23 protein-coding genes, 1 pseudogene and 1 riboswitch are annotated in these 26,011 nt (G+C 69.0%); of the genes and pseudogenes, 2 read left to right on the forward strand and 22 right to left on the reverse strand.

Going from position 1 to position 26,011, the window contains the following annotated elements; all coding sequences use genetic code 11:
• Positions 1 to 21 precede the first annotated feature (21 nt).
• Together holA and BJ988_RS16870 are read right to left on the reverse strand one after the other, a co-directional pair.
• The gene (gene holA, locus BJ988_RS16865; protein ID WP_179659045.1) at positions 22 to 1,005 is read right to left on the reverse strand and encodes a DNA polymerase III subunit delta; all 984 of its coding nucleotides are present in this window, start codon (positions 1,003 to 1,005) and stop codon (positions 22 to 24) included.
• A gap of 29 nt (positions 1,006 to 1,034) precedes the next feature.
• Entirely contained in the window at positions 1,035 to 3,323 is a 2,289-nt protein-coding gene (locus tag BJ988_RS16870) for a ComEC/Rec2 family competence protein (RefSeq protein ID WP_179659046.1), read from the reverse strand.
• A gap of 138 nt (positions 3,324 to 3,461) precedes the next feature.
• Here BJ988_RS16870 and BJ988_RS16875 point away from each other — a divergent pair, with 138 nt between their 5' ends.
• Complete coding sequence (locus BJ988_RS16875) at positions 3,462 to 3,941, forward strand: hypothetical protein (protein WP_179659047.1); 480 nt, start codon at positions 3,462 to 3,464, stop codon at positions 3,939 to 3,941.
• Entirely contained in the window at positions 3,938 to 4,129 is a 192-nt protein-coding gene (locus tag BJ988_RS16880; protein ID WP_179659048.1) for a hypothetical protein, read from the forward strand. Before BJ988_RS16875 ends, BJ988_RS16880 begins: the two co-directional genes overlap by 4 nt.
• Positions 4,130 to 4,175: 46 nt before the next feature.
• Here the strand turns inward: BJ988_RS16880 and BJ988_RS16885 are convergent, their stop codons facing one another.
• From BJ988_RS16885 to BJ988_RS16980, 20 genes and pseudogenes are all read right to left on the reverse strand, one after another.
• Positions 4,176 to 4,628, reverse strand: a complete 453-nt coding sequence (locus tag BJ988_RS16885; RefSeq protein WP_179659049.1) for a hypothetical protein — start codon at positions 4,626 to 4,628, stop codon at positions 4,176 to 4,178.
• Between the two features lie 59 nt (positions 4,629 to 4,687).
• Entirely contained in the window at positions 4,688 to 7,960 is a 3,273-nt protein-coding gene (locus tag BJ988_RS16890; protein ID WP_179659050.1) for a hypothetical protein, read from the reverse strand.
• Between the two features lies 1 nt (position 7,961).
• Positions 7,962 to 8,234: a hypothetical protein gene (locus BJ988_RS16895; protein ID WP_179659051.1), complete on the reverse strand. Its 273-nt coding sequence runs from the start codon at positions 8,232 to 8,234 to the stop codon at positions 7,962 to 7,964.
• A gap of 231 nt (positions 8,235 to 8,465) precedes the next feature.
• Entirely contained in the window at positions 8,466 to 8,807 is a 342-nt protein-coding gene (locus BJ988_RS16900; protein WP_179659052.1) for a hypothetical protein, read from the reverse strand.
• Positions 8,808 to 8,833: 26 nt separating this feature from the next.
• The gene (locus BJ988_RS16905) at positions 8,834 to 9,301 is read right to left on the reverse strand and encodes a hypothetical protein (RefSeq protein ID WP_179659053.1); all 468 of its coding nucleotides are present in this window, start codon (positions 9,299 to 9,301) and stop codon (positions 8,834 to 8,836) included.
• Positions 9,294 to 9,596, reverse strand: a complete 303-nt coding sequence (locus tag BJ988_RS16910) for a hypothetical protein (protein WP_179659054.1) — start codon at positions 9,594 to 9,596, stop codon at positions 9,294 to 9,296. The genes BJ988_RS16905 and BJ988_RS16910 overlap by 8 nt, the downstream gene beginning before the upstream one ends.
• Complete coding sequence (locus BJ988_RS16915; RefSeq protein WP_179659055.1) at positions 9,589 to 9,756, reverse strand: hypothetical protein; 168 nt, start codon at positions 9,754 to 9,756, stop codon at positions 9,589 to 9,591. Before BJ988_RS16915 ends, BJ988_RS16910 begins: the two co-directional genes overlap by 8 nt.
• 279 nt (positions 9,757 to 10,035) lie before the next feature.
• The gene (locus tag BJ988_RS16920) at positions 10,036 to 10,452 is read right to left on the reverse strand and encodes a hypothetical protein (RefSeq protein ID WP_179659056.1); all 417 of its coding nucleotides are present in this window, start codon (positions 10,450 to 10,452) and stop codon (positions 10,036 to 10,038) included.
• Entirely contained in the window at positions 10,449 to 10,853 is a 405-nt protein-coding gene (locus BJ988_RS16925; RefSeq protein ID WP_179659057.1) for a hypothetical protein, read from the reverse strand. Before BJ988_RS16925 ends, BJ988_RS16920 begins: the two co-directional genes overlap by 4 nt.
• Positions 10,850 to 11,035, reverse strand: a complete 186-nt coding sequence (locus BJ988_RS16930) for a DUF6011 domain-containing protein (protein ID WP_179659058.1) — start codon at positions 11,033 to 11,035, stop codon at positions 10,850 to 10,852. The genes BJ988_RS16925 and BJ988_RS16930 overlap by 4 nt, the downstream gene beginning before the upstream one ends.
• Before the next feature lie 124 nt (positions 11,036 to 11,159).
• Positions 11,160 to 11,387 (reverse strand): helix-turn-helix domain-containing protein, encoded by a 228-nt coding sequence (locus tag BJ988_RS30525; RefSeq protein ID WP_179659059.1) that lies wholly within the window; start codon positions 11,385 to 11,387, stop codon positions 11,160 to 11,162.
• A gap of 930 nt (positions 11,388 to 12,317) precedes the next feature.
• Positions 12,318 to 13,115: pseudogene (locus tag BJ988_RS31585) on the reverse strand (recombinase family protein); the annotation flags it as partial.
• 18 nt (positions 13,116 to 13,133) lie between these two features.
• On the reverse strand, positions 13,134 to 14,015 hold the full coding sequence (locus BJ988_RS16945) for a helix-hairpin-helix domain-containing protein (protein WP_179659061.1): 882 nt from the start codon (positions 14,013 to 14,015) through the stop codon (positions 13,134 to 13,136).
• Between the two features lie 127 nt (positions 14,016 to 14,142).
• On the reverse strand, positions 14,143 to 15,003 hold the full coding sequence (locus BJ988_RS16950) for a DegV family protein (RefSeq protein ID WP_179659062.1): 861 nt from the start codon (positions 15,001 to 15,003) through the stop codon (positions 14,143 to 14,145).
• Positions 15,004 to 15,075: 72 nt separating this feature from the next.
• Positions 15,076 to 17,574 carry a leucine--tRNA ligase gene (gene leuS, locus BJ988_RS16955; protein WP_179659063.1) on the reverse strand — a complete coding sequence of 833 codons (2,499 nt, stop codon included), beginning with the start codon at positions 17,572 to 17,574 and terminating at the stop codon, positions 15,076 to 15,078.
• A gap of 446 nt (positions 17,575 to 18,020) precedes the next feature.
• On the reverse strand, positions 18,021 to 19,076 hold the full coding sequence (gene lplB, locus BJ988_RS16960; RefSeq protein ID WP_343051659.1) for a lipoate-protein ligase small subunit: 1,056 nt from the start codon (positions 19,074 to 19,076) through the stop codon (positions 18,021 to 18,023).
• 37 nt (positions 19,077 to 19,113) lie between these two features.
• Complete coding sequence (locus BJ988_RS16965) at positions 19,114 to 20,433, reverse strand: aminotransferase class V-fold PLP-dependent enzyme (RefSeq protein ID WP_179659064.1); 1,320 nt, start codon at positions 20,431 to 20,433, stop codon at positions 19,114 to 19,116.
• Between the two features lie 44 nt (positions 20,434 to 20,477).
• Positions 20,478 to 20,591: riboswitch (SAM riboswitch) on the reverse strand.
• A 93-nt stretch (positions 20,592 to 20,684) separates the two neighbouring features.
• Positions 20,685 to 23,198: a transglycosylase domain-containing protein gene (locus BJ988_RS16970; RefSeq protein WP_246321512.1), complete on the reverse strand. Its 2,514-nt coding sequence runs from the start codon at positions 23,196 to 23,198 to the stop codon at positions 20,685 to 20,687.
• A gap of 165 nt (positions 23,199 to 23,363) precedes the next feature.
• On the reverse strand, positions 23,364 to 25,514 hold the full coding sequence (katG, locus tag BJ988_RS16975; protein WP_179659065.1) for a catalase/peroxidase HPI: 2,151 nt from the start codon (positions 25,512 to 25,514) through the stop codon (positions 23,364 to 23,366).
• A gap of 25 nt (positions 25,515 to 25,539) precedes the next feature.
• Complete coding sequence (locus BJ988_RS16980) at positions 25,540 to 25,971, reverse strand: transcriptional repressor (protein WP_179659066.1); 432 nt, start codon at positions 25,969 to 25,971, stop codon at positions 25,540 to 25,542.
• Positions 25,972 to 26,011: the final 40 nt, after the last annotated feature.

Below are 26,011 nucleotides of genomic sequence, written 5' to 3' on the forward strand. Positions count from 1 at the left end.
TGACGTCTCGGCGTGGGGTGGTCAGCGCTGGCGCAGGGCGGCGATGGTGAGGACGAGGCGCTCGAGCGTGTACGCCGGGTCGCTGGCGGCGCCCTTGAGGTCGGCGTCGGCTCGGGCGACCGAGCGGAGGGCCTCGCCGATGCCTTCCCTGGACCAGCCGCGGGCGAGGCCGGCCACGGTCTTCTGCTTCCAGGGCGGGGTGCCGCTGTCGCGGATGCCGGCGACGTGGCTGGCGACGGTGCGCAGCTGGCCGGCGACCGCGGAGAGGACGTAGACCGGGGAGGAGCCGGTGTCGAGGGCCCAGCGGATCTCCTCGAGGGCCTTGACCCGGTCACCGGCGATGATCGCATCGGCGATCACATAGTTCTTCACCTCGGCCCGACCGCCGAAGTACTGCTTCACGTGCTCAAGGCCGAGGCGCTTCGCGTCGTTGTCGTTGGCGAGCTGGCTGGTCGCGGCCGACAGCGCGCGGAGGTCCTGACCGACCGCCTGGATCAGGAAGTCGGCGCCCTCCTCGTCGATGGTCGCGCCGTGCAGGCGCATCTCGGACTTCACGAAGCTGCCGAACTCGCGCGCCTTCAGCTCGACCGACTTGTGCTCGGTCACCTTCGGGAGCTTGCGGAGCTTGGCGAGCGTCCCGCTGCCCTTCTGCCCTCCGCCGTGGACGAGGACGAGCGCGACCTCGTCCGAGGGCATGCCGGCATACTCCATCAGGCCCGCCACCGACTCGTCCGGCAGGTTCTCCAGATTTCGCACGACCACGCAGCGGATCCTCGAGAAGAGCGAGGGCGCGCTCATCTCGCCGAGCGTGGCCAGGGTCAGGTCGGCGGCGGTCGCATCCGAGACCTCTGCCTCGGGATCGAAGGCCTTCACGGCGGCCTTCGCGGCCGCGACCATACGCTCCCCCAGGAACTCCTCCTTGCCTGTCACCAGGGTCACCCGGCCCAAGACGTCGGAGGCGGTCAGGCTGTCGGTGGGGGTCGATGCGGAGGCGGTGCGTGCCATGCTCAAACCTTCCCACACAGCACCGACACCTACTGCGTCACCACCGCGGCCTCACCTCCTGACTCGACGACCGCGACCGAGCCGTCGCGGTCGGTGCGGTAGACCTTGGTGCCGCTCTCTTCCAGCCCCTGGACCGTGGCCGTGGCCGGGTGACCGTAGTCGTTGGCGGCACCGACCGAGGTGAGCGCGACCTGCGCCCGCAGCGTACGCAGCCACGCCAGGTCCTGGTAGCGCGAGCCGTGATGGGGCACCTTGAGAACGTCGATGTCGAGCCCGGCCAGGTCGTCGGCGAGCTGGTCCTGGCCCTCCGGTTCGATGTCGCCGGTCAGCAGCAGGCGCAGGCCGCGGGACTCGACGAGGAGGACCACGCTCGCGTCGTTGGCCGTGGAGCCGTCACCGGGGCCGCGGGTGTCGGTCTCGCCCGTAGGCCAGAGCACCTGGATCCGGGCCTCGCCGATGCTGGTCGTGACTCCGTACGGAGCGGGAACCGGCACCACGCCGGCCGCAGCCGCGGTCTCCCCGAGCACCCGCACGCCCTCGGGCGGGTCCTGGAGACGTGAGGTCCACAGCTCCCCGACCCGACGCCCGGCGAAGGCCCCTTCGACGCCGTCGACGTGATCGGCGTGGAAGTGAGTGATCACCGCGAGCGGAACGTCCTCGATCTCGAGTCGGTCCAGACAGTCGTCGACGAGGTCCGGGTCGGGGCCGGCGTCCACGACCACCGCGCTCCCCTGCCCCGTACGCACCACCAGCGCGTCTCCTTGCCCGACGTCGCACATCACGAGCACCCATCCCGACGGAGGCCAGCCCGGGCTCGGCAGCCGCACCAGCGCCACCGCGAGCAGCACGAGACATCCGGCCGCTCCGGTGACCGGATGCCGCAGGACCCGTGGCGCCAGGAAGGCGATGGCGGCACAGACGGCGACCAGGACCGCGAGCGCGAGCGGTCCGGTCGCCCAGCCGACCGCCGCGGTCGGCTGGTCTGCACCGAAGCGAGCCACCGCGATGATCCAGGCGACGCACCATGTCGCGATCGTGCCCGCCACCATCCCGAGCGGATCCCAAACCAGTCCGAACAGGCCTCCTAGGAGACCGAGCACGGTCGCCGGGGCAACTGCGGGCTCGACGAGCAGGTTGGCCAGCACCGCGACCAGGCTGACCTGCCCGGAGATGGCGGCCACGACCGGCGTGCACGCCAGCTGCGCCGCGGCCGGGACCGCGATCGCCTCCGCGCACCACTGGGGCATCCAACGACGCAGCGCATCTCGCCACGGTGGCCCGAAGAGCAGGATGCCGGCAGTGGCCAGCACCGAGAGGGTGAACCCGATCGAGATCGCCAGCCCCGGATCGATCAGCAGCAGCCCGATCACCGCCGCCCCGAGCCCACGCAGAGCACGTTGTCGCCCGTTGTGCGTCATCGCCAGCAGTCCGACCGCACCCATCGCGGCGGCCCGTACGACGCTGGGCTCTGTGCGGGCGAGCACGATGAACCCGAGGATGCCGAGGACCCCGACCGCGTACAGCCCTCTCCCCCGCACCCCGGCCCACCGGGCGACGATGAGCAGGAAGCCCACCACGAGGGTCAGGTTGGTGCCCGAGACCGCGAGCAGGTGCGTGAGGCCGGTGGTGTGGAAGTCGTCCTCGAGGTCGTCGGAGAGGCCGGTGTCGTCACCATCGACCAGCGCCGGCACCAAGGCGGCCTGGTCGGGCGGACGGTGTGCCACGGCGTCCCGGATCGAGCCGCGCAGCTTCTCCGAGGCTCGCCACCAGACCCCCGGGCCGGCGACCACCCGCGGCTCTGCGGCGATCAGCAACGCGGACTCCTCGTGCGAGTCGCTCGCCCTCAGCCGCCCGGTCGTCGACACCGTCGTCCCCAGCGGGATCTCGGCCCACGCGTCGTCACCGAGCACGACCACCGGCGTACGCAGCCGGTAGACCACGCCGCGGCCGCTGACCTCCCGCACGCTGGCGCGCCGGAGCTGGTAGGTCGCGTGCTCACCGGTCACCTCCTTCGGGTCGGTCGTGACCGTGGCGACCACCCGAACCTGCGCCTTCCGAGCGGCCAGGTCCGCCACCGGGTTGTCGCTGACCCGGGCGGCGTGCAGACCCGCGACGACCGCGGACCCGGCGATCATCAGCGCCAACGCCAGCGCCGTCGCGGCTCGTCTCCGGATCGCCCAGCCGCCGCCGACACCGACGACCACCGCGAGCAGCATCAGCAGAGCCGCTCCCACCCGTCCGCCCTCGACGACGACGGGCCCGACCAACGCCCCTGCCCAGGCTCCGGCCCCGAGAAGCGGGAGGCGTAGGTCGTTCACAACGTGACCAGCGGTTTCAGCGAGTCGTAGGTCTTCGGACCGACGCTACAAATACAACCTAGAGCCAAAGCGGCCCTGGACGGTGCGGGAACACCAACCAGGGCCTGGGCGACCACCTAGCGAGAGAAGGCAGCCACCGTGGCTACATCATCCCTGCCGGCAGAGTCCGGCGACAAGAGCACCAGCACCAACGACGAGGCAGCCGAGCTCCTCGCCGACCGCAACACCCACCACACCTACCGACTCAACCCCAAGCGCAACACCGGCATCCTGTGCGAGTGGCCCGAGTGCACGCACGCGGCCACCATCGCCACCGACCAGCCCGGTATCCCCTGGGGCCAGCTCCTGATCTGCGACGAGCACGCCCGGGAGACCCTCGACGAGGAGACCCTCGACGACATCGGCCTCACCGGAGACAGCGCCTACATGCGCCGGCTCGCCAAGAACCTGTCCCGCGCGGTCAAGGACGCCGACGAGACGGCGTGGGCCGAGATCGGGCGTGCCATGCTCGGCCGAGCGATCGAGGAGCCCAGCTCGATGTTCGTCAACGACATCGACATCGTCGCGGACGCCACGGGAGTCCCGATGGATCTCCTGCTGTTCGGGAGCACCCGGTGAGCGACGACGAGCCGATCTCGGCGCACGTCTACCGGATCCGCCGCTCGCTGATGGGCGTGTGGACGGTCTTCCGCTACGCCTGCAGTTGCGGATGCACGATCGGCGGGTTCGGGTCCCGTGAGGAGGCCGAGGCTGCGGCCGAGGAACACATCGCCACCGAACAGAAGGCCGGTCGAGAGCGCTCGTAACGCCCTCGACCGGCTCAGCAAGTCTAGAAGGGCCGAAACCCACAGGTCAGTGGGTTTCGGCCCTTCTCTCCTCCCGTAGTTCCAGGCGGCGCTCCAAGACCGCAACCGACGCGACGACGAGACCATGGACGGCTCTCCAAGCGTGGTACATCGTGACGTCCTCGGCGGCGACATAGCCCGGCTTGTAGGGCCACGGCTCGCCCTTGCGGATGACGACTGGCTCGGACGTTCCGACGAGTCCGCCGCGGATGGGGCGTCGGGTCGCGAGTCTCCCTGTTGGCTCTCCGCGCAATTCGCCCCTGCCCACCTTGACCAGATCGCGAGCCTCGAGCGCCCTGATGGCCGTCAGCACCTGCCGGTTGCTACGGCCTACCACCTCGGAGAGCTCGGCCACGGTGACAAAGGCCGGCGCCACTCTTCCGGGCGGGGCCTCCCTGGTTTCGGCCTCGTCGAGGTACTCCAGCAGTGCCCGCTGCGTCGGCCCTAGTCCTCTTCCCATGAGGCTAATTGTACCGTTCGGAGTGTCATTTGGGTATCCGAACGGTACAATTACGCTTGTCAGCGGCGGTCTCGGGCGCCCTTGCTCGCTGCAGCCGCGGCGGACTCCTTCTTCCTGGTCTGCTCGGCCTGCTTGTGGTTGCGGTCGAGCTGCTTTCCCAGCGTGGAGAGGTCCTTACGCAGACCCGCGAGCTCGGCCGTGGCACGGCGCTGCTCATCGGCATAGATCGACGAGGTCGAGTTGGCGGCCGAGGCGGTGGCGCGGGAGGCGTCGAGGAACAGCTTCTGGCTGGCCAACATGGCGCTGGGGGTCTGCCCGTTGAACATCTTCGCCGCGGCCAGCGGATCGGATGAGTTGAGGATCTCGGCGATGAACGCGTCGCCAGCGCCGCGCTTGCGCATGTTCGCAATGAGCGCAGTCAGGCGCTTGGCGTCGGCCGCCTGCTGCTTCCACTGCTGCTGAGCGAATGCCGCGGTGCCTGACTTGGTGTCGCTGGACCACACGCCGCCTGCGTCGCCGTCGAGCCAGTTGCGTTCAAGGGAGCCGGTGACTGCCGACTTGATCTGGTCGCGGCGCTGGTTCCACGTCTCCAGGGTCTTGGTGGTGCGGTCGATCGCCTTCTCGTGGGACTTCATCGACTTCTCGATGCGAGCGCTAGTGCGGTCCAGGCGGTCGCCGAGACGGTCCATCCGCTTGGCGACTTCCTTCCAGCCGCGCTCGGTGTGGCGGATCTTGCCGAACCCCTCGGCGCGGACCCAGGGGCCCTTGGCGCGGCCGCCACGCGCGTAGCCGACAGAGCCGTCGACGCGCACTGAGCCGCCGTCGGCGTACTGCATCGCGTTGAGGCGCTCGAAGAAGCCCTCGCCGTACTTGTCGACCGCCGCGGCCTTGATGACGAACTCGCCGTTCGAGAGCCAGGCGGGAATGTCGTCGGAGGTGCCGGTGCCGGGACCACGGACGGGGCCACCGCTGGCGCGCTCTAGCTGGCGCTCGACCTTCGACTGAGTGTTGACCTGGTGGTAGACGGTCGTGAAGGTGACCGTCTTGTCGGTCATCGAGTTCATGATCGCCTTGACGCGCGCCAAGGTGTCAGTGGCCTGGTCGCGCACCGTGATGGTCTTCGGTGGCACCGTGAGGTTGACGTAGTCCTGGATCGCCTTCTGACCGCGGCGCCATGCACCGTTCGCACGGGCGATCTCGGCGTCGGTCGCGTTGGCCAGCTGTGCCATGCGACGCGCGCCGGCGGGGCCTGCCTCGTTCAGCGAGGCGATCAGGCCCTGGTCGAGTCCCTTGCGGGCGGCCGTCGCGGCGTTGCGACCGAAGCGCTCGAGGTCGCGGGCAGCCTTCTCCATCTCGGCGAGCCATCCGCCGAGGGAGACCTTGGCGTTGTCGAGGGAGTTGCCGAGGCCGACGAACTGCTCAGCGGTCGAACGAGCGGCGTTGCGCTGGGCCTGCGTGGCAGCCGCTGCTTCGGCCGAGGTCTCGCCGTAGCCCTGGACCGCCTGAGCCGCGGCATCGACGGCAGGCTTGGTCAGCTCGAACTTCTTTCGGCCGTCGTCGACCTCGAGGGAGAGCTTGTTGAGGTCGATCGCGGCCTTCCCGAGCTCGTCCTGGAAGGAGCGGCCGAGGATTCCGTCTGCGGCCGGAGTGTCCAGGCCTGCCGATGCGGCGTACTGGTCCCAGGCATCTGCGCCGGCGAGGACCGCCTGTGTCATCTCCTCGATGTTCACGCCCGCGGCCTCCAGGGCGGCGAGCTGGTCGCCAGTGAGTGCATCGAGAGCCCAGGCAGTCGAGTTCGCGGTGAGCGCCCCGGTCTGCTGGTCGAGGGTGGCAGCGAACGAGTCGGCCGAGGCGGCGGCCTGGTCTTGTGCCGCCTGGAAGTCGAGCATGAGCCCGATGCCGGCGCCAGCAGCGGCGCCCCACGGACCCATCATCGTGCCCGCGAGACCGAGCATCGCCGTGTTCTGGAGACCGATGCCAGACGCTGCGCCAGTGGCCGCGACGCCGACAGCACCGATGACGCCGGCGCCCTTGCCCATGGCGGCCATCGAGGTGCGGATGCGACCTCCTGCGGCCTGTACGCGCTTGGACTCGCGCTCAGTGGCGGCGCCGGCGGTCGCCCAGCTCGTCGCCACGGTCCCGAGGTCGGCGCGCATCTGGCCCAGGCCAGCGCGGGCCGAGCTCACGGCAGGCGTCACGCGACCCATCACGGCGCCGAATCCGGCCGCCGCACGGTTGAACGCGAGCATGGCGATGGCAGCCGTCGCGAGCGGTCCGCCGATGGGCGAGGACGCGATCGCGGTGAAGAGCTCGAGGACCGTGGTCAGGATCGGCAGCACGGTCGAGCCCCAGGGGGCAAGGGCCGTGGTCAGTGCAACGATGGCATCGACCAGGGCACCAAGGAACTCCGACGCCTGAGGACCGACCGACCGGACGTAGTCGATGAAGCCCTGGAAGTTGTCGCCGTTCGCGGTCCACTCGCGCAGCGCCTGGGATCCCTCGAGCATGTCTCGGGTGAAGTCGCGGGACAGCGGGGCGAAGGCGACCATGAGATTGGCGAAAGACGCCGCCACGTTCCCTGCCGAGCGCGCGAAGGCGTCGAGGGTCGGGGCGGCGTCGGTCTGCAGGTAGTTGAAGAACTCGCCCCAGTCGGCGTCACTCGACAGAGCAGCGCCGGCCGAGGCCGAGAGGTCGCCCATCTCGTTGGAGATGCGCGAGACGATGTCTGAGACCTGGGGCAGAAGAGTCAGCAGGTCGGTGATGCCCTGCTCCATGCCGGGGAACATGCCCTCGCGCGCGACCTGCTGGAGTTCCGCGAGGTCGCCACCGATGGAGTCCAGGAAGCGCACGAATCGCTCACCGTCCGGGCCGAGCCGGTCGAACTCCTCGCGGAGTGCGGCCAGGTTCTCGGCGGACGGGTCAAGCTGGTACGTGTTCAGCGCCTCCAGAGAGTCGCCGACGCCGTTGAAGGCGAGCATGGCGATGCTGGCAGCACCAGCAGCGGCGCCCAGGCCGGCGGCCAGGCCGGCGACCGCGGGTACAGCAGCGCCAGTCAGAGGGATTAGGGCGGGCCCGAGGACGGCGGCGGACTGCGCCATGACCTTCAAGCGGCCAGAGAAGACGTCGATGTCCGCGCCGGCCTTGCGGAAGGCGTTGGTGCTCGTGTCGACGTCGCGGCCCAGGCGCTTGGTGGAGACGCCTGCGCGGTCTGCGTTGTCGCCGAGGCGGTCCATTGCCGAGGCCATGAGCGCGGCCTGGGCGGCGACTCGCGCGCCCTTGGTGGAGAATCGGTCGTCAAGAGTGAGGACTACCTTCTCGGTACGAATCCCCATGTCAGAGGCCGGCCCTTGCGTCTGCGGCCCGCTCTTCGCGGTCAGCGGCTACGAGCAGCGATCCGACCTCGTTGAGGACCAGCCGCGTGATGCGACCGACGTCAACCTGCTCGAGCATCGCGACGGCTCCGAGCAGCATGTGCGCAGCCTCCGACCGCTCGTCAGGGAGCATCAACTCGGTGGCGGCCGTGATGGTGAGAAGGGACTGCTGCACGTCGGGCGGCAGCTCCGCGAACTCGGCGATCGGGTCGTCGATCTGGGCGTCGGTGGTCATCGGCGGCGGATCCCTTCTTCGTTTTTTTCACCCGGGGAGAGGGATCCCACCCCGGGCCTGCAGTGGGACCCCCCGGTCTCTAAGAAACCGGAGGAGTGGCGTGCGCGCGCAGGAGGACCTTCGAGCGGCCCCGCGAAAGAGGCGCGGAACCTACCGGGCAACCTTCGATCCGCGATGGAGTCATGAGTAACCCCCGAGGCGGTGACGTTGACGCACGCATGCCGGGTCATGTCAGGCCTCGCGCGTCCATCCGTATCGGCGCTCGCGCTCGTCCTCGCGGCGTTGTGCGTCACGCTCGGCCCGGTAGCTGACGTCCCCGAGGTCGTTGACGGTGGCGACGAGTGCGTCGGTCCAGCGGCTCAGTGCGCGATGCTGGCGCATGTACTCCTTCTTCTGCCGGAACTCGGGGTCGCGCTCGTCCTCCTCGATGTTCCGGCGGATCCACGCCTGGCGTTCCTCGCTGAAGCGGTCACCCTGAGGCGTACCCCAGCGCTTGGGGAAGTCGGCGATGCCTCGAGCTCTGGCGGCGATCTCCACTGTGCCGCGGCCTCGGTCTGTGATTCGCATGTCCATGGCTGTTCCTCTCGATCTGTGGCCGGTCAGTAGGGCTGGGCCATGCCGGCAGTCGGCGATGGCATCTGCTGGGCGGGAATGCGGGCGGGCTGCAGCTGGGCGCGGACGGACGGGTCGAGGCTGGCCTCTGCCTTGTCGAGCTCCTTCTGCGCAAGGCCGAGGGCGTCAATGCGGCCTTCGGTGCGCTCGTACTTCAGGAACGCCTTGAGGTAGACCTCCTGTCGCCGCTCCTGCGCCTTGGCGATGTCGCGGCGCAGCCTCTCGGCCCGCTCCGCTTCGATGCGTGCGTTCTCCTCGGCGCGCTTGTTGGCCTCAGCGCGGAGCCGGTAGGCGTCATCGAGGGAGATGCTGAGCCGGTTCATGTGGTCCAGCTCGAGAGCGACACCGCGCTCCTCGCACCACTGCACCATCAGCCCCTGGCTGAGCATCGTCGGAACCGGCGCGTCGGACAGCGGGACGCGGCATCGGCATCCGGTGTTGGTGGTCCTAGCCATGGGTGTTCTCCTTGGTCGAAGTGATGTGGTCTGTCTTCACAGTGGCGTTTTGCATGGGTTTTCCGCGGCGCGGCGAGCAGGTCAGGCAGAGCACCCGAGGCCGGCCTGTGCGCTCGGCAGGCGGGAGCGGTCCATCGCAGGACCGGCAACCCTCCGCGGGCACGTCCAGCAGCGATCGGGCGAGGTCGGCGGGCACGTGTGCCAACGGGTGCTTGTCCGCGGCGAGCTGGGCGGCAAGCCATCGCAGGACTGCAGAGGTGTTGCCGAGCCGCCGCGCGAGACGCTCGTCATTCATTGCCCGCCTCCGACTCCTCGTCTCGGATGGGCTCGAGCAGAGGTAGGCGCTCGGGCGGGTCGTATGGCGCCCGCGGACACCACGACAGATGGGGTACGCGGGTCTTGCCGTCGCAGTAGGTCATGGCCGCGTCGCACCAGCTGCAGCGGTAGGCGCTCATGCGGTCATCTCCGGTCGAGTGACGGCTGCCCACATCGCGACGGCCGCGCGGGCGAAGTCCTCGGACGACCGCGCCTCGCCATCGGGGCAGGCGCAGTGGATGGCGGGCTGGCCCGGGTGAGTCGGGCAGGTATGCGGGGTGTGCTCCGGTGCTGACGCACCGGTGACAAGCCTGTGAGAGAGATATATAGAGGGCGCATACCCCTGACCTGCACAAACGCCTTGAGAGTGAGTCAGTGGGTGACTCACCGGGTGAGTCACTGGTTGACTCACCTTTGCGTCAGAGTGAGTCACTGGTTGACCCACCTTTGCTCTGGCGAATGGACCGCTTCGCTCGGCGCTCGTGGATCTTGCAGACCTCGCCGGGATGGCCCATGCCGCCGGCGACGGCGTGTGCCGGGACGACGAGGCAGAGGCTTGAGGAGCCCTCCGAGAGCCACCCCGATGCGATGGCTGCCTTGATGGCCCGCTGGATGTTGTGCTTGTCCTCGGGTCGAACCTCACCGGTGGCGGTGTTCACGCGGCTGAAGACCAGAGCGATCTCGCCCGCCTTGTAGTTCGCGTGACCGTTGGCCCGATGTGACCCGTAGGCCAACCACGCCACACGTGCCCAGAGGGGGAACCTGCTGTCGGCTGCCCGCTCGTGCCAAATGTGTTGGTAGTGCCGTGCCCACGGCTTCTCGCGACGAGCGGTCATGCCGCGCCCCGATGCTCATGCCACAGTTCCTCGGCGCCGAGGACATCGGCCAGCAGCGGCGCCAGCTCGTTTGGGAGCGCGCATGTGCATCCGTCGTCAGACGGGTCGACGTCGCGCAGCTCGGTGCGCTTCTCGGCCCGAAGGTCGGCGTGCTGGCACTCGCTGCCATCGACATCGGCCACGCGGTAGCCGAGAGTCTCTAGGCCGGCGATCGCGCAGGCGTCAGACAGGAACTCGTCAGAGAGCGCCCAGCCCTTCCCCTTGCTGCTCCAGCTCGGGAACAGGCCGTACCGCTGCAGGGTGTCTCGAGCATCGCGACCGCGAACGAGGATGCGGCCGGTGGTGCTGTCGGGCGAGCGCCAGTGCGTGATGACCCAGCGGCCGAGGATGCGGGCGCTCATGCTGCACCGCCCATCCGGTCGGCCCAGCACTTCGGGCCGATTCCCAGCAGCACCGACGCCTTGGCGGTCAGTGGTCGCCCGCAGAGCCAGCAGTGGACGGTAGAATCGGCCCTGTCGTCGTTGTGGTCGACCTGGGCGCCGCTCTCTGGCAGGGGGCGGCGTTCGACGTCCGGGCCGGTCATGCAGCACCGCCTCGGAGGATTGCGAGCATCCGTCGGGCGGTCTCGGCATCCGGCGTCGTCCAGATGTCCGCGAGAGTCTCTCGGGCGTCGTCCTCGGCGACGTCGTGATCTTGCCTCCGGCCGGTCACGCGGCACCGTCCGCGGTCGGGATCGGGATCGGCTGCATCAGCGCGTCGAGGTCGGAGACGTCGAACCGGATCAGGCGAGAGCCCTTGATCTTGTGACCGGTCAGCGTGCCGCGGGTGACATAGACGCGGACGGTGCGGTCGGTGACGCCGAGATACTCGGCGGCCTGGGCCTGATTGAGCCAGCGGCGCGGGGTGGGGTGTTCAGGGTCGTTCCATGCAGACACGGAGTTGCTCCTGTCAGGAAGCCACCAGCGCGCAATCTCTGCCACGCTGGTGGCACATCTGACAGGTACTCGGCTAGGCCCCTGACGGATACCACGTCAGGCTTCGGCGCGGTGGGGTTCTCCTGCCGCGCGGCTGCTACACGTTCCAGCTCCTGCAATCACCGTGTGTCGTGCGGGACGAATCTCGCGCTGCGACCCTCGGCTCTGCCTCTTGTGAGGTCGAATGTCAGTCTAGCGGTAGGGAGTGCCGTTCGACCACCTGTTCTATCCTGGCGTGTCGATCCGGACCAGGCGCATCCGGTCGGGGTCGAACTTCCGCGCCTTGGTCATGTCAGCCGGGGCGACCTCCCAGCCACTGCGGTCGACGGCCTCGAGGATGACTCGAGTGAGTTGGCGTTTGCCGTGCGCATCGAGCGCGTTCCACTCCTTCGCGGGGTCTCCAGACTCCACGACCTGTCGGATGCTCGACGGCACGATCGCGCGCAGCGCCGCCTCGTGCATCTTCAACCGCTCGTCGATGGGCGCCCGTGCGGCCAGCCATTCAGCCATGCTGATCTGCTTGTTGCCGTGCGCGGTCGCCAGGGCGCGCAGCTGCTCCTGTTCCTCGGCGATGGCACGTCGGGTCTCAGCGGCAGACGCAGCGGAGGCGCCAGACGCGAATGCCGAGAGGGTCCCGGCGTCCGCGAGGATCTCCAGCACCTGGGCCTCGATCAATCCCTCGGCACCTGAGCCCTTGATCGCGATCTTGCCGCAGCCTCCGCGGTCTGGACGGCACCAATAGCGGTACTTCCCCTTCACGTTGCCATAGTCGCCATAGAGGAAACCCTTGCACTGAGAGCAGATCAGTAACCCGTCGTTGAGCCAGTACCTCAGCGACGGCTTGCCCCTGTGACGGCTTCTGACATCAAGCGCCGCGAGCACCTCTCCGCGCGTCTCCTCGTCGATGATGGCCGGCCACTGGGCAGGGCCCACGACTTCCCCGCGGTGTTCGCGCAGGCCAGCGATGCGCCCTGAGCGCAAGATGCCGATGAGGCTATTGGTCGACCACTTCGCGGCGCTGACGGGCCGGATGCCGCGCGCGTCGAGGTCCTTGCAGATGGCGTTGGCCGACTCGCCGAGAACGATGCGCTGGGCAGCTTCACGAATAGCCTCGGCCTCGGGCTCGTTGATGGTGATCCCGTCCCGCTCGTAGCCGAACCGGCGCGCCCCTCCTCCGGCGTAACGGCCCTCGCGGGCCATCTCCTCCATCTTGCGGGCGACGCGGCGCTTGGTGTCGCGGCTCGACTTGTTGGCCACGGCGACCATCACTCGCGCCATGGTCACGTCGGCATCGTTGGCGAGACGCAGCGAGCCGGAGACGGACTCCACGGGGAGGCGCGGCTCCCGGGACTCGACCACGTCGATGAGGTCCTCGAGGTCGCGCGGGTCACGGGCGGTGCGGTCGAGGTCGTAGGCCAACATCCCGTCCGCCGTGCCGTTCTCCAGGAGGTCGAGCAATCGCCGGAACCCGGGCCGGTAGACGCGGAGCTCTGCTCGGCCGGTTGGCGTGCGCACCTTGCGGCGCTTGAAGGCGGAGGTGTCGTTCTCGACGATCACCTCGCCGATCTCCCAACCGAGGCGCGCGGCGAGCTGGCGGGCATCGGCTTCCTGTCTCGCGACGCCGGCGCCGACGCCCTCTCGGTCATCCGAGATGCGGACGTAGACAACTGCTCTTTGTGGAGTCTTCACAAGAGACCACTCTATAGGTTAGTTTGGGAGTGTCGGAGGGCCGATCCCGTCGACCTCGAGCAGCTCGTCGACGGAGGTGAACGCACCGTTGGTCGTGCGCCAGTCGATGATCGCCTGCGCTGTCACCGGCCCCACGCCGGGCAGGGTCTCCAGCTCCTCCATGGAGGCCGCGTTGAGGCTCACTCCCGCACCGGTCGCCCCGGCTGCCGGGCCACCGGCGCCGGGTGCCGCAGCACCCGCTCCACCGTTGGGCGCCCCGACCACGATCTGCTGCCCGTCGCTGAGCAGGGCGGCGAGGTTGAGACCGGCGAGATGCTTGTGGGGCGCCCCACCGGCCGCCTCGACGGCATCGACCACCCTTGACCCGACCGGCAGCACGACGATGCCGGGCTTGGGCACCTTGCCTTCCACGTCGACCGTCACGGTCCCCGCCGACGCCCCTGCTGATGCCCCGGCCGACGGAACCGCAACCGAGCCTCCGGGCGCCGCGGTGTCGGTCGGCAACGGCACCAGCGGAGAGGCCGACGGCGCCGCCCGGGCGGCCGGCACCACCTCCGGGTCGGCCCGGATCATCCACCAGCACGCCACCGCCAAGCCGGCGACCAGCACCAGCGAGACGACGACGAGGTGCCACGGGCCGAGGCTCACCCGCCCGCGCAGCGGCTCCGGCAGCACCGCGTCGGGCGAGATCACGACCTGACGCCGAGACGCGTGCCTCCCCGGGACCGGAACCAACGGATCCAGCTCGGCGGTCTCGGTCGCACCGGGCCCGTCCCACCACGGCGGCTGCCACTCCTCCTCGCCCTCGTCCTCCTCGTCCGGCGGATCGAGCTCGGCGCGCAGCAGCTCCAGGCGCCGGGCGACGGCATCGGCGTGATCAGAGGTCGGTCGGGTGCGCATGGCGCCGAAACTATGCGTCCGGGCCGACAGTTCCGAGCGCGAATTCAGTGCCTGTGGAGAACCCGATCCTCAACCCGCCCTGTGGACGGTAACCGGCCCGAGAGAGTGCCCGAAACAGGGTTCGGGATCAGAGCTGAGGCCCGACGACGACCGCCACGCACCCCGGCCCGACATGCGCACCGAGCACCGCGCCCAGCACCCCGACGCGTACGTCGCCGTTGATCTTGCCGTCCAGCTGCTCGGCGACCCCCGCGGCCGTCGTGGCCGCCCGGTCGGGACTACCCAGATGAGCGACGACCACGTCGACCGCATCCGCGTCCTCTCCGGCCTCGACCCCAAGGGCCTGCAGCCGCGCGATCGCCCGGTCGGCCGTACGCACCCGCTCGCTCGGCACGACCCGCCCCTCCTCGATCGTCAGCAACGGCTTGACCGCCAGCGCAGTGCCGAGCAGGGCGGCGGCCGCACCGATCCGCCCACCCCGGCGCAGATACTCGAGGGTGTCCACGTAGAAGTAGGACTGGGTGGCTGCGGACCGCTCCAGAGCAGCCTCGCGCGCTTCGGCAGCGCTCCCGCCACGACCCGCCACCGCCGCGGCAGCCATCACCGCGAACCCGACACCGGGCCCGACCAGCCGGGTGTCCACGGTGAAGACCGGGACCGGGGACTCCCTCGCCGCGAGCATCGAGGACTCGCACGTCGCGCTCAGCTCCGCCGAGAGATGGATCGAGACGATCTCCTCGACACCCTGAGCCGCGAGCTTGGAGTAGACCTCAGCCAGGAGTGCCGGCGAAGGCCGTGAGGTCGTCACGGTCTTGTGCGCGGCCAGGGCCGCCAGCAGCGCTTCCGGCGAGGTCTCCTCCACGCCGTCGTCGTACGAGGTCCCATCCACGATCACCTGCAACGGGACCGATGTGATCAGCTCCGCAGCATCCCCGAGATCGGATGGAAGCATCGCGGTCGAGTCAGTCACGATCGCTACCCGGGCCATGCCCAGCAGCCTACAGATCGACCCATCGCGACGGCACCACGAGCAGAGCCGGCCCGAGCCGGCCGAGCCCGGTCACACGACGATGTTGACCAGCTTCGGCGCCCGGACGATGACCTTGCGTACGGTCTGCCCCTCGATCGCGGCAGCGATCGTCGGGTCGGCCATCGCGGCGGCTTCCAGGTCTGCCTCGGAGATCGTCGGCGAGACTTCCAGCCGCGCACGCACCTTGCCCTTGATCTGCACCACGGCGGTCACGGAGTCGTCCACGAGCAGCTCCGGCAGAGGCGTCGGCCACGCGGCCCGCGCGACGGTCGGCTCGTGCCCCAGCCGCTCCCACATCTCCTCGGCGGTGTAGGGCGCGACCAGCGAGAGCAGGATCGCGACCGTCTCGGCGGCCTCACGAACGGCGGGGTCGGCAGGACCGACACCGGAGTCGATCGCCTTCCGGGTGGCGTTGACCAGCTCCATCATGCGAGCCACGACCACGTTGAAGCGGTAGGAGTCGATCAGCTGCTCGGCCTCGGCCACCGTCTTGTGAGTCGTACGCCGCAGCGCCACGTCCCCGGTCGAGACATCCACGCCAGGAGCAGAGGTGACGTCACCGGCCAGGCGCCAGGCCCGCTGCAGGAACTTCACCGAACCGGCCGGCGAGACGTCGGCCCAGTCGATGTTGTCCTCCGGCGGCGAGGCGAAGACCAGCGTCAGCCGAGTCGCATCGACGCCGAACACCTCCAGGACGTCCGACAGGTTCACGCCGTTGCCCAGCGACTTGGACATCTTCTTGCCGCCGTTGATGACCTTGCCCTGGGACAGGTACGCCGAGAACGGCTCGTCCCAGTCGATCAGGCCGATGTCGCGCAGCGCCTTGGTGAAGAAGCGGGCGTACATCAGGTGCAGCACCGCGTGCTCGTCGCCGCCCAGGTAGAAGTCGACCGGGCCCCACTCGGAGGCCAGCTTCGGGTCGAACGCCTGGGTCTCGTCGTTGGGCGTCAGGTAACGCAGGAAGTACCACGACGAGTCCACGAAGGTGTCCATCGTGTCCGAGTCGCGTGTGGCCGGACCGCCGCACTTCGGGCAGGACACGTTGACCCACTCCGAGGCGGCCGCCAGCGGCGAGACACCCTTCGGCTTCAGGTCCGCGCCCTTCAGCTCCGGCAGCTTCACCGGCAGCTCGGTCTCGGGCACCGGCACCTCGCCGTCGACCTGGCAGTGGACGATCGGGATCGGCGCGCCCCAGTAGCGCTGCCTCGACAGCAGCCAGTCGCGCAGCCGGTAGTTGATCGTGCCCTTGCCGTGGCCCTCGGCCTCCAGCTTCTCGATGATCTTGTGGATCCCGCTCGCCTTGTCGGCGACGCCCTCGAGCTCGGGAGAGTTCACGTACGCACCGTCGCCGGCGGTCGCGACGTACGTCTCCTCCGGGTTCTCCGCACCCGGCACGTCCACGACGCGGCGCACCGGCAGCGAGAACGCCTTGGCGAAGTCCAGGTCGCGCTGGTCGTGCGCGGGAACGGCCATCACGGCACCGGTGCCGTAGTCGGCCAGCACGTAGTCGGCCGCCCACACCGGGATCTGCTCGCCGGTGACCGGGTTGGTCGCGGTGACGCCCAGGTCGACACCGGTCTTCGGACGGTCGGTCGCCAGCCGGTCGATGTCGGAGGCCTTGCGTACGTCCTCCAGGTAGCTCTCCAGCGCGGCCGCCCGCTCCGGCGCCACGATCTCGGCAGCCAGGTCCGCGTCGGCGGCCACGACCATGAAGGTCGCGCCGTAGAGCGTGTCGGGACGGGTCGTGAAGACGGTGACCTTCTTGGTCTCACCCGCTGTGCCGGACTGCTTGGCGAGCGAGATCTCGAAGTCGACGTGCGCACCCTCGGACCGGCCGATCCAGTTGCGCTGCATGTTGACGACCTTGCCGATCCAGGTGTCCTGCAGCTGGTCCAGGCCGTTGTAGAGCTCCTCGGCATAGGCCGTGGTCTTGAAGTACCACTGCGTCAGGTCACGCTTGGTGACCACCGCGCCGCAGCGCTCGCACTCGCCGTTGACGACCTGCTCGTTGGCCAGCACGGTCTGGTCGTTGGGACACCAGTTGACCGGCGACTTCTTGCGGTAGGCCAGGCCGGCCTCGTACAGCTTCAGGAAGATCCACTGCGTCCACTTGTAGTACTCAGGGTCCGAGGTGTGCAGCCGGCGCGACCAGTCGAAGGAGATGCCGTAGCGCTTGAAGGACTCCGCCTGGGTCTCGATGTTGGCGTAGGTCCAGCCGGCGGGGTTCTCGTTGCGCTTGATCGCGGCGTTCTCGGCGGGCAGGCCGAAGGAGTCCCAGCCGATCGGGTTGAGGACGTCGTAGCCCTTCAGCCACCAGTAGCGCGCCAGCACGTCGTGCAGGGCGGTCACCTCGGCGTGGCCCATGTGCAGGTCACCGGAGGGGTAGGGGAACATCGTGAGCGCGTAGCGCTTCTCGGCCCCGTCACGCTGGCCGGCCTTGAACGGCTCCAGCTTCTCCCAGATGGGGCGCCACTTGTCCTGCAGCTCCACGACGTCGTACGTCGCCTGCTCAGCCTGCTCCTGCGTCATTGGTCTTTCGTCCTTGTCGAGTGTCGTGCGTCAAGACTGCTTCTGGAATGAGCCCTACAAATGAGAAGGGCCCCTCACATGGAGGGGTGGCCGCGTGACCGGGGTGTGTCCCTCAGGGTCAGCGCGGCTGCCTAAGAAGCAGGACAGACATCTGCATGTCCCCAGGGTAGCCGACCACCGCCGCCATAGTCATTCGCAGTCCTGCCCTACCCCCGCAGCCGACGACGTCGACAGGGTCGAAGTCCTCTAGAAAGGCACTTTCCATACCCCATGAGTTCCACCCTGCAGATCGACCGACAGAAAATAGCCACAGAGGGGGCTTCACCTATTGCGACCCCATATCTGGGCGTGCCAAACTGGCGGCGCTCCGCTGCTCGTGATGTCGGTCGTGAATGAGGACCCCCCCATCTCATCCAAGGAACGCTCCGAGCAGCGGAGTCCAACTTTTAGGGCACTCTCGCGCGCCAGGCCGCGGTCCCGTGCTTGCTCTCGACCAGCGCTGCCGCCTCGTCGATCGTGGCCTGATCCAGGCCGACGTACGCAGCCCCGAAGCTCTGCTCGAACTCGGCCAGCAGCGCGTCGATGACCTTCTCGCGGCTCAGCCCGGTCTGCGAACGAATCGGGTCGACCCGCTTGGCAGCGCTCCTGGTGCCCTTGTCGGACATCTTCTCCCGGCCGATCCGGAGCACCTCGAGCATCTTGTCCGCGTCGATGTCGTAGGCCATCGTGACGTGGTGCAGGACCCCGCCCGGGATCCGCTTCTGCGCGGCGCCGGCGATCTTGCCGACCGGCGAGGCGATGTCGTTCAGGCCGGCGTAGGCGGCCTCGATCCCGACGCTCCGCAGACCCCGGAGCACCCACTCGTCGAGGAACGCGTAGGAGTCCTGGAAGGACATGCCGGCCACGAGCGTGTCGGGCACGGCGAGGCTGTAGGTGATCGTGTTGCCCGGCTCGATGAACATCGCGCCTCCGCCCGAGACGCGGCGTACGACCTCGATGCCGTGACGCTCGGCGGCGGCCTCGTCGACCTCGTTGGACAGCGACTGGTAGCTGCCGATCACGACCGCGCTGCTGGCCCAGTCCCAGAACCTCAGGCTGGGGGCGCGACGGCCCTCGGCGACCTGGCGGACGATGACCTCGTCGAGGGCCATCTGCATCCGCGGCGGCAGCGGCCCGGTCTCCATGATCTCGAGGTCGAGGTCGTCCCAGGTCGTGGCCCGGCCGAGCGCCCGCAGCACTGTCAGGGCGATGTCGCGGGTGCCGAAGCCGACCAGGTCAGCATCCCGGGCGGCAGTGTCGAGGACCGCGGTCAGGTGGTCGAGGGACACGTCGGCCGACTGCCCCTCCAGCGCCGCGGTCAACCACCCGAGCGCCTCGTCGGGTTCCAGGAAGAAGTCGCCCGAGAGGACGACATCGATGATCTTGTCCGCGGAGACGGTGGCGTCGACGACGACCAGCTTGCCGCCGCGTACCTTCCGCTCGCCATGCACTCGTTCGCTCACATCTTCTCAACGCCGTGAGCGCGCGGTTTCATCCCCTCTAGACGGTCGCTCCGCACGATCCGGCGGTGTCGGCGAGCCGGGTGAGACCGACCGGCCCGACGAGCGGGCGTGGGTCCTCGGCGAGCGTCCAGGCGCCGTCGACGGCGACGTAGTCGCCCCGGACGTCACCCGCCAGCAGGGACCGTACGCCGGCCAGCAGCCGGTCCACGTCACCGACCGCGGTCCCGATGCCGATGCTGGCGCGGACGGCGCCACCGCTGAGCCCTAGGCGCTTGAGGAGCGGCTGGGCGCAGAATCGGCCGTCGCGTACACCCAGGCCGTGCTCGGCCGAGAGATAGGCGGCGACCCTGCCCGGCTCGATGTCGTCGACCGTGAACGTCACGACCCCGACGGGCTCGTCGGAGTCGGGCCAGAGTCGCAGGACCTCGACCCCGTCCAGCGCGGACAGGCCGGCCTCCAGCCGCCCCCTCAGCGACGCCTCGTGGCGGTCCAGCTCGGCGGGATCGAGGCCGCCGAGAGCCGTGCAGGCAGCGGCCAGTGCGGCCGCGCCGACGACGTTGGGAGAGCCGCCCTCGTGACGCGCCGGGGCAGGCTGCCACGTCGTCTCCCCCACCTCGACGTCGTCGACCGCCCCTCCCCCGGCGAGGTAGGGAGTGCCGACGTCGAGCCAGTCGCGGCGCCCCACCAGGGCGCCGGCGCCGTAGGGCGCGTAGAGCTTGTGGCCGGAGAAGGCGACGTAGTCGGCACCGGTCGCGGCCAGCGAGAAGTGACGGTGGGCGAGCAGCTGGGCTCCATCGACGAAGACGCGGGCGCCGTGGGCGTGAGCCAAGGTGACGATCTCGGCGACCGGCAGGGCCTCGCCGGTGACGTTGGAGGCTCCGGTGATCGCGACCAGGGCGTAGCCGCCTCGGGCCAGCTCGCCGGCGAGAGCGTCGATCGTGCCGGCGAGCGTCTCGCGCCCGGCGACGGCGGTCACGCCCGCCTCGACGCGGTGCCACGGCAGCAGGTTGGCGTGGTGCTCGATGTCGAGGACGAGCACGCGGCCGGGTACGCAGCCGGCCAGCAGGTTCACCGCGTCGGTCGTGTTTCGGGTGATGACGGTGACATCGTCCTCGCGGGCACCGACGTAGGCGCCGACGGTCGCGCGCGACTCCTCGTAGAGGGCGGTCGAGACCTGGGACAGGTAGCCGGCGCCGCGGTGGACGGAGGCGTACCAGGGCAGGACCTCGGCGACCCGGTCGACCACGCTCCGCAGCGCCGGTGCCGAGGCAGCGACGTCGAGGTTCGCGTACGTCGTGGTGGCGCCGTCCAACAATGGGACCTGGGTCTTCGAGCCGACGAGCGGAAGCAGGGACATGGGGGCACCCTTCGGGGTCATGGCTTCCCAGGGCTGCCCGGCGAAGCACGCGCTTGCCCACGCCACCTCGGCGAGGGCCAGGTCGTCACCCGGAGCACCCCGCCGCGTGGGAGGGTTGCCCGCCAGCAAGCCGGGGCTTCGCGCTGGCAGTCGTGACCTTCGCCGAGGATGGTGCCGGAGAACCCAGTGCCCCCGCAAACCGACCGTCTCGCTACACGGACACAAGTCTCGCGATTCGGACGGTCAGCGCGTCAGTCGCCACCTCGTCCCGGGCGACCGCCGTCTCCCCAGCCGTCTCCGTTTCCTTCGTCACCGTCGCCGCCACCGTCGCCGCCGTCACAGGCTCCGAAGAACTCCGCGATGGGGTCGCAGTCCTCTTCGCCCTCTTCGTCACCTTCCCCCTCCGGCGGCGGAGGCGGAGCGATCAGATGGGCCTCGTGACCGGACTCGGGATCCTGGCCATCGACGTAGACAGGCTCGGGGAAGCTCTCGACGTCCTTGCCCTCCATGGCCTTCCCCATGATCGCCGCCCACGTCTCGGTGGGATAGTCGGCGCCGAAGTAGGACGGCATCCAGCCGCCGTCGAGCTTCCCCTCGCCGTTGCCGCGCGAGTAGCGAACAGCGGTGGCGACCTGCGGGGTGAACCCGGCGAACCACGATGTGCACACGTGTTGCGACTCGCCGCAGGTGGCGGTGCCGGTCTTGCCGGCCACGGGATGACCGATGGTCTGGGCCTTCTGACCCGAGCCGCTCTGCACCACACCCTGCATCGCGTAGGTCACGTCGGCGGCGACGTCCTCGGAGATCGCGTGCCGCCCGTTCTTCCTGCCGTTCCAGCTGTAGAGGACGTTGCCGGCGCGGTCGCGCACCTTCTTCACCACGTGCACATCGTGGCGGTAGCCGCCGTTGGCGATCGTGGCGTAGGCGTTGGCCAGGTTGATCGGGCTGACGTTGGCCCGGCCGAGCGCGATCCGGTCGTCGGTCTTGTGGTCGAAGTCGGTGGTGGTGCTGGGGATGCCCGGAAACTTCGGGTTCGGCTTCGCGGGTGCGAGACCGGCAGCGACCGCGGTGTCGTAGATCGCCTTGCGACCCGCCTGGGGGCCTCCCATCGACTCGGTCATGTCGATGTAGGCCGTGTTCACCGACTGCTCCATCGCCTTGAGCATGGTGATGTGCCGGCCGTAGTCCATCCCGTCGGCGATCCCGGCCTGCTCGCCCTCGTTGACGACCTCGGAGCCCGCGTAGGTCGTGAACGGCGAGTCGCCCGCCCAGGTCGACTTCAGCGAGTAGCCCTTGTCGATCGCAGCGGCGGTGGCGAAGACCTTCATCGTCGACCCGGCGTGGCCTCCGGTCGCGGCCCAGTTGTGCTGGCTGTCGAGGTAGTCCTGGCCGCCGTAGAAGCCGAGGAGCGCACCTGACCCGACGTCGACGGACGCGGTCGCCACGTGCAGTGCGTTCTTCTGCTCGGGGTCGCCCTTGACGTACGCCTTCCGGTTCTTCGGCTTCACGGTCTTGGCCGCACTCGCCGAGGCCTTCATCACCTTCGGCGAGAGCGTCGCGGTGATCCTCAGGCCACCGCTGTCGATCTTCTCCTCGGTGAACAGCGGCTTGCCCCGGGCGTCGGTGAGGCCGAGGAGCTCGGCCTTGATCATGGTGAGCGCGTGACCGCGCTGGCCGCCCAGTCGGCTCGGCACGGTCTTCTCGGGGAACTTCGGCAGCGCGCCCTTCACCTTGTCGGCGTCGGCCTGCTTCAGATAGCCGAGGTCGACCATCCCGGAGAGGACGTACTGGTAGCGACCGAGCAGCTTCTCCGCGCCCCGGAACTTCGCGCTGGCGGGGTCGAAGCCGGCCGGGTTGTTGAGGATGGCCGCCAACGCCGCCGTCTCCTGCAAGGACAGGTCCTTCGTGGGCTTGGCGAAGTAGGCCTTCGCGGCAGCCTCGATGCCGTAGGCGCCGCGGTTGAAGTAGATCGTGTTGAGGTAGTCGGTGAGGATCTGGTCCTTGCTCTTCTGCCTGGTCAGCTTCAGCGCGATGACCGCTTCCTTCAGCTTGCGCGAGTAGGACCGCTCGGAGCTGAGGTAGTAGTTCTTGACGTACTGCTGGGTGATCGTCGACGCGCCACCCGAGGTGCCCTCGGTCGTGTTCGAGAAGGCCGCGCGCAGGATGCCCTTGACATCGACGCCGCTGTTCTCGTAGAACGTACGGTCCTCGGCGGCGACAACGGCGTGCTTGACGGTCTCGGGGATCTCGTCGGCTTCCAGCTTGATCCGGTTCTGGTCGCCGTCCTGGTAGCGGCCGAGCTCGGTCTTGCCGTTGCTGTAGTAGACGAACGAGGTCTCGACCTCGAACGCCGCGTTGGGGTCCGGCACCGAGATCCGGTTGTACGCCACGATCGCCGTCACCGAACCGATCAGCGCGAGCGTCAGAAAACCGACCAGAGCCACCTTGGCCGAAAGCTTGCCCCAGCGCCGCCAGGTCGCGGATCGCGGGCTCCTCGACCCTGAGCTTCCCGATGCCGACCTCTTGGCCGCCGCCTCCCGGGCCGCTGCCAGCTTCTCGGTCGCCCAGACCTTGGCCGGCTCGGCCCTGGCGAGCCAGTCCCGAGCCGAGGACGGCTTGGGCTCCGCACGACGCGCTCCGGGACGGCTGGCCGTCGCGGCAGGCCGTTGGCCGGTCGGGATCGAAGGGGCTGGAGGGGCAGGCGGCCGCCACGACGGCGGCGGACCGATAGGACCTTTCGGAGGCTCGGGTCTCCGTTGTTCCATTGCTCCACCTGACATAGACAGCAGATTCCCTCGCGCATGGTGCGAGAGGCCCGAGACGGCGGCCGTTGATCCTACCGGGGCGGGTATGACAACGGAGGCCGACCCCGAAAGGTCGGCCTCCGCGTCAGTCGTACGCCGCGGCGTACTGCCTCAGATCCCTGGGGATCAGCGCTTCAGGTCGAAGCGGTCGTTCTCCATGACCTTGACCCACGCCTTGACGAAGTCGTTGACGAACTTCTCCTTGGCGTCGGCGCCGGCGTAGAGCTCAGCGATGGCGCGGAGCTCGGAGTTGGCACCGAAGACCAGGTCGACGCGCGAGCCGACCCAGCCGTTGGTGCTGGTGTAGGTCGACTCGTCGGCGGACGGGGTCCACTGCTGGTCGTAGTCGAGCAGGTTGACGAAGAAGTCGTTCGTCAGCGCGCCCGGGGCCTTGGTGAAGACACCGAGGTCGGAGCCGTCCCAGTTGTTGCCGATCACGCGCAGGCCGCCGGTGAGGACGGTCGCCTCCGGGGCGGAGAGGCTCAGGAGGTTGGCGCGGTCGATGAACAGGAACTCCGAGGGCAGGTTCAGGAACCCGGAGTCGTAGTTGCGGAAGCCGTCGGCGACCGGCTCGAGCCAGGCGAAGTTCTCCTCGGAGGTCTGCTCCTGGGTGGCGTCGACGCGACCGGCCGTGAACGGCACGGTCACCTCGTAGCCGGCGGCCTTCGCGGCCTGCTCGACACCCACGCCACCGGCGAGGACGAGTACGTCGGCGAAGGAGACCCCGGTCTCGGCCGCGATCTGCTCGTAGGCCGCGATGACCGGCTTGAGCTCGTCGGGCTGGTTGACCTTCCAGGAGACCTGGGGCTCGAGGCGGATCCGGCCACCGTTGGCGCCACCGCGCTTGTCCGAGCTGCGGTAGGTGGCCGCAGCCTTCCAAGCGGTGGAGACGAGCTGCTGAGCGGTCAGACCGGACTCGGCGATCGCCTTCTTGGCAGCCGCGATCGCGGCGTCGTCGGTCGCTGCCGAACCGGTCGGGAGCGGGTCCTGCCAGTCGAGGTCCTCGGCCGGGACCTCGGCGCCGGCGTAGCGGCTCTTCGGGCCCATGTCGCGGTGGGTCAGCTTGAACCACGCGCGGGCGAAGGCGTCGGCGAACAGGGCCTGGTCGTCCTTGAAGCGGCGCGAGATCTCGCCGAACTCCGGGTCCACGCGCAGGGCGAGGTCGGAGGTGAGCATGCGCGGCTCACGCTTGCCCTCACCGTGTGCCTCGGGCACCAGGTCGGCACCGCCGTTGTTCTTCGGCTTCCACTGCTTGGCGCCGGCCGGGGACTCGGTGAGCTCCCAGTCGTAGGCGTAGAGGATGTGGAAGAACTCGTTGTCCCACCGGGTCGGGTGGTAGGTCCAGGTGACCTCGAGGCCCGAGGTGACCGTGTCGGGGCCGGCACCGGTGCCGTGGCCGTTCTTCCAGCCGAGGCCCTGGTTCTCCAGCGGCGCGGCCTCCGGGTCGGGGCCGATCAGGTCGTCGGGGTGGGCGCCGTGGGTCTTGCCGAAGGTGTGGCCACCGGCGATCAGCGCGACGGTCTCCTCCGAGCTCATCCCCATCCGGCGGAAGGTCTCCTTGATGTCCACCGCGGACTTCATCGGGTCGGGCTCGCCGTTCGGGCCCTCCGGGTTGACGTAGATCAGACCCATCTGGACGGCGGCCAGCGGCGCCTGCAGGTCACGGTCGCCGGAGTAGCGCTCGTCGTCGAGCCAGACCTTCTCCGGGCCCCAGTAGACGTCGTCGTCGGCTTCCCACACGTCCTCGCGACCGCCGGAGAAGCCGAAGGTCTTCAGACCCATGGTCTCCAGCGCGACGTTGCCGACCAGCACGAACAGGTCGGCCCAGGAGAGCGACTGACCGTACTTGGCCTTGACCGGCCACAGCAGACGGCGGCCCTTGTCGAGGGAGACGTTGTCGGGCCAGGAGTTGAGCGGCGCGAAGCGCTGCTGACCGCTGCCGGCGCCACCGCGGCCGTCGTGGCTGCGGTAGGTGCCCGAGGCGTGCCACGCCAGGCGGATCATGAACGGGCCATAGTTGCCGAAGTCGGCCGGCCACCAGTCCTTGGAGTCCGTCAGGACCGCGGCGATGTCAGCCTTGACGGCGTTCAGGTCGAGGGCCTCGAAGGCCGTCTTGTAGTCGAAGTCGGGGTCGACCGGGTTGGCCGCGGGGTGATGCTTGGCCAAGATCTTCAGGTTGAGCTTGTTGGGCCACCATTCCTGGTTGGCGCTGCCGACGGTCGGGTGAACGCGGCCGGCGTTCATGACCGGGCACTTGCTCACGGACTCTTCTGACATCAGGTTCCAATCCTTCTTGTTCGGATCACTTGCTGCGCTGGGCGGCCTGGCACTGCGGACAGGTGCCCCAGTAGATGACCTCGGCCTCGTCGACGACGAAGCCGTTGTCGTCCGACGCCGTCAAGCAGGGCGTATGGCCGACGGCGCAGTCGACGTCGGCGATGTTCCCGCAGGAACGGCAGACCACGTGGTGGTGGTTGTCCCCGACCCGGGTCTCGTAACGAGCCACCGAGCCGGAGGGCTGGATGCGGCGAACGATCCCGGCCGCCGACAGGGCGGCGAGGGAGTCGTAGACAGCTTGATGAGACACGTCCGGAAGCCGTTCGCGCACCGCGCCGAGAATGGTCTCGGTGTCGGCGTGCGCGTTCTCGGCGACAGCTCCCAGAACGGCCACTCGCGGGCGAGTGACGCGCAGGGAGGCACCTCTCAGCAGCTGCTCATAGTCCGCGTTCCCCACACCCCAGAGCCTACGCGAAATCTTGAATGAGTCAAGAAAC

Source organism: Nocardioides panzhihuensis (assembly GCF_013408335.1).
Taxonomy (GTDB): Bacteria; Actinomycetota; Actinomycetes; order Propionibacteriales; family Nocardioidaceae; genus Nocardioides; species Nocardioides panzhihuensis.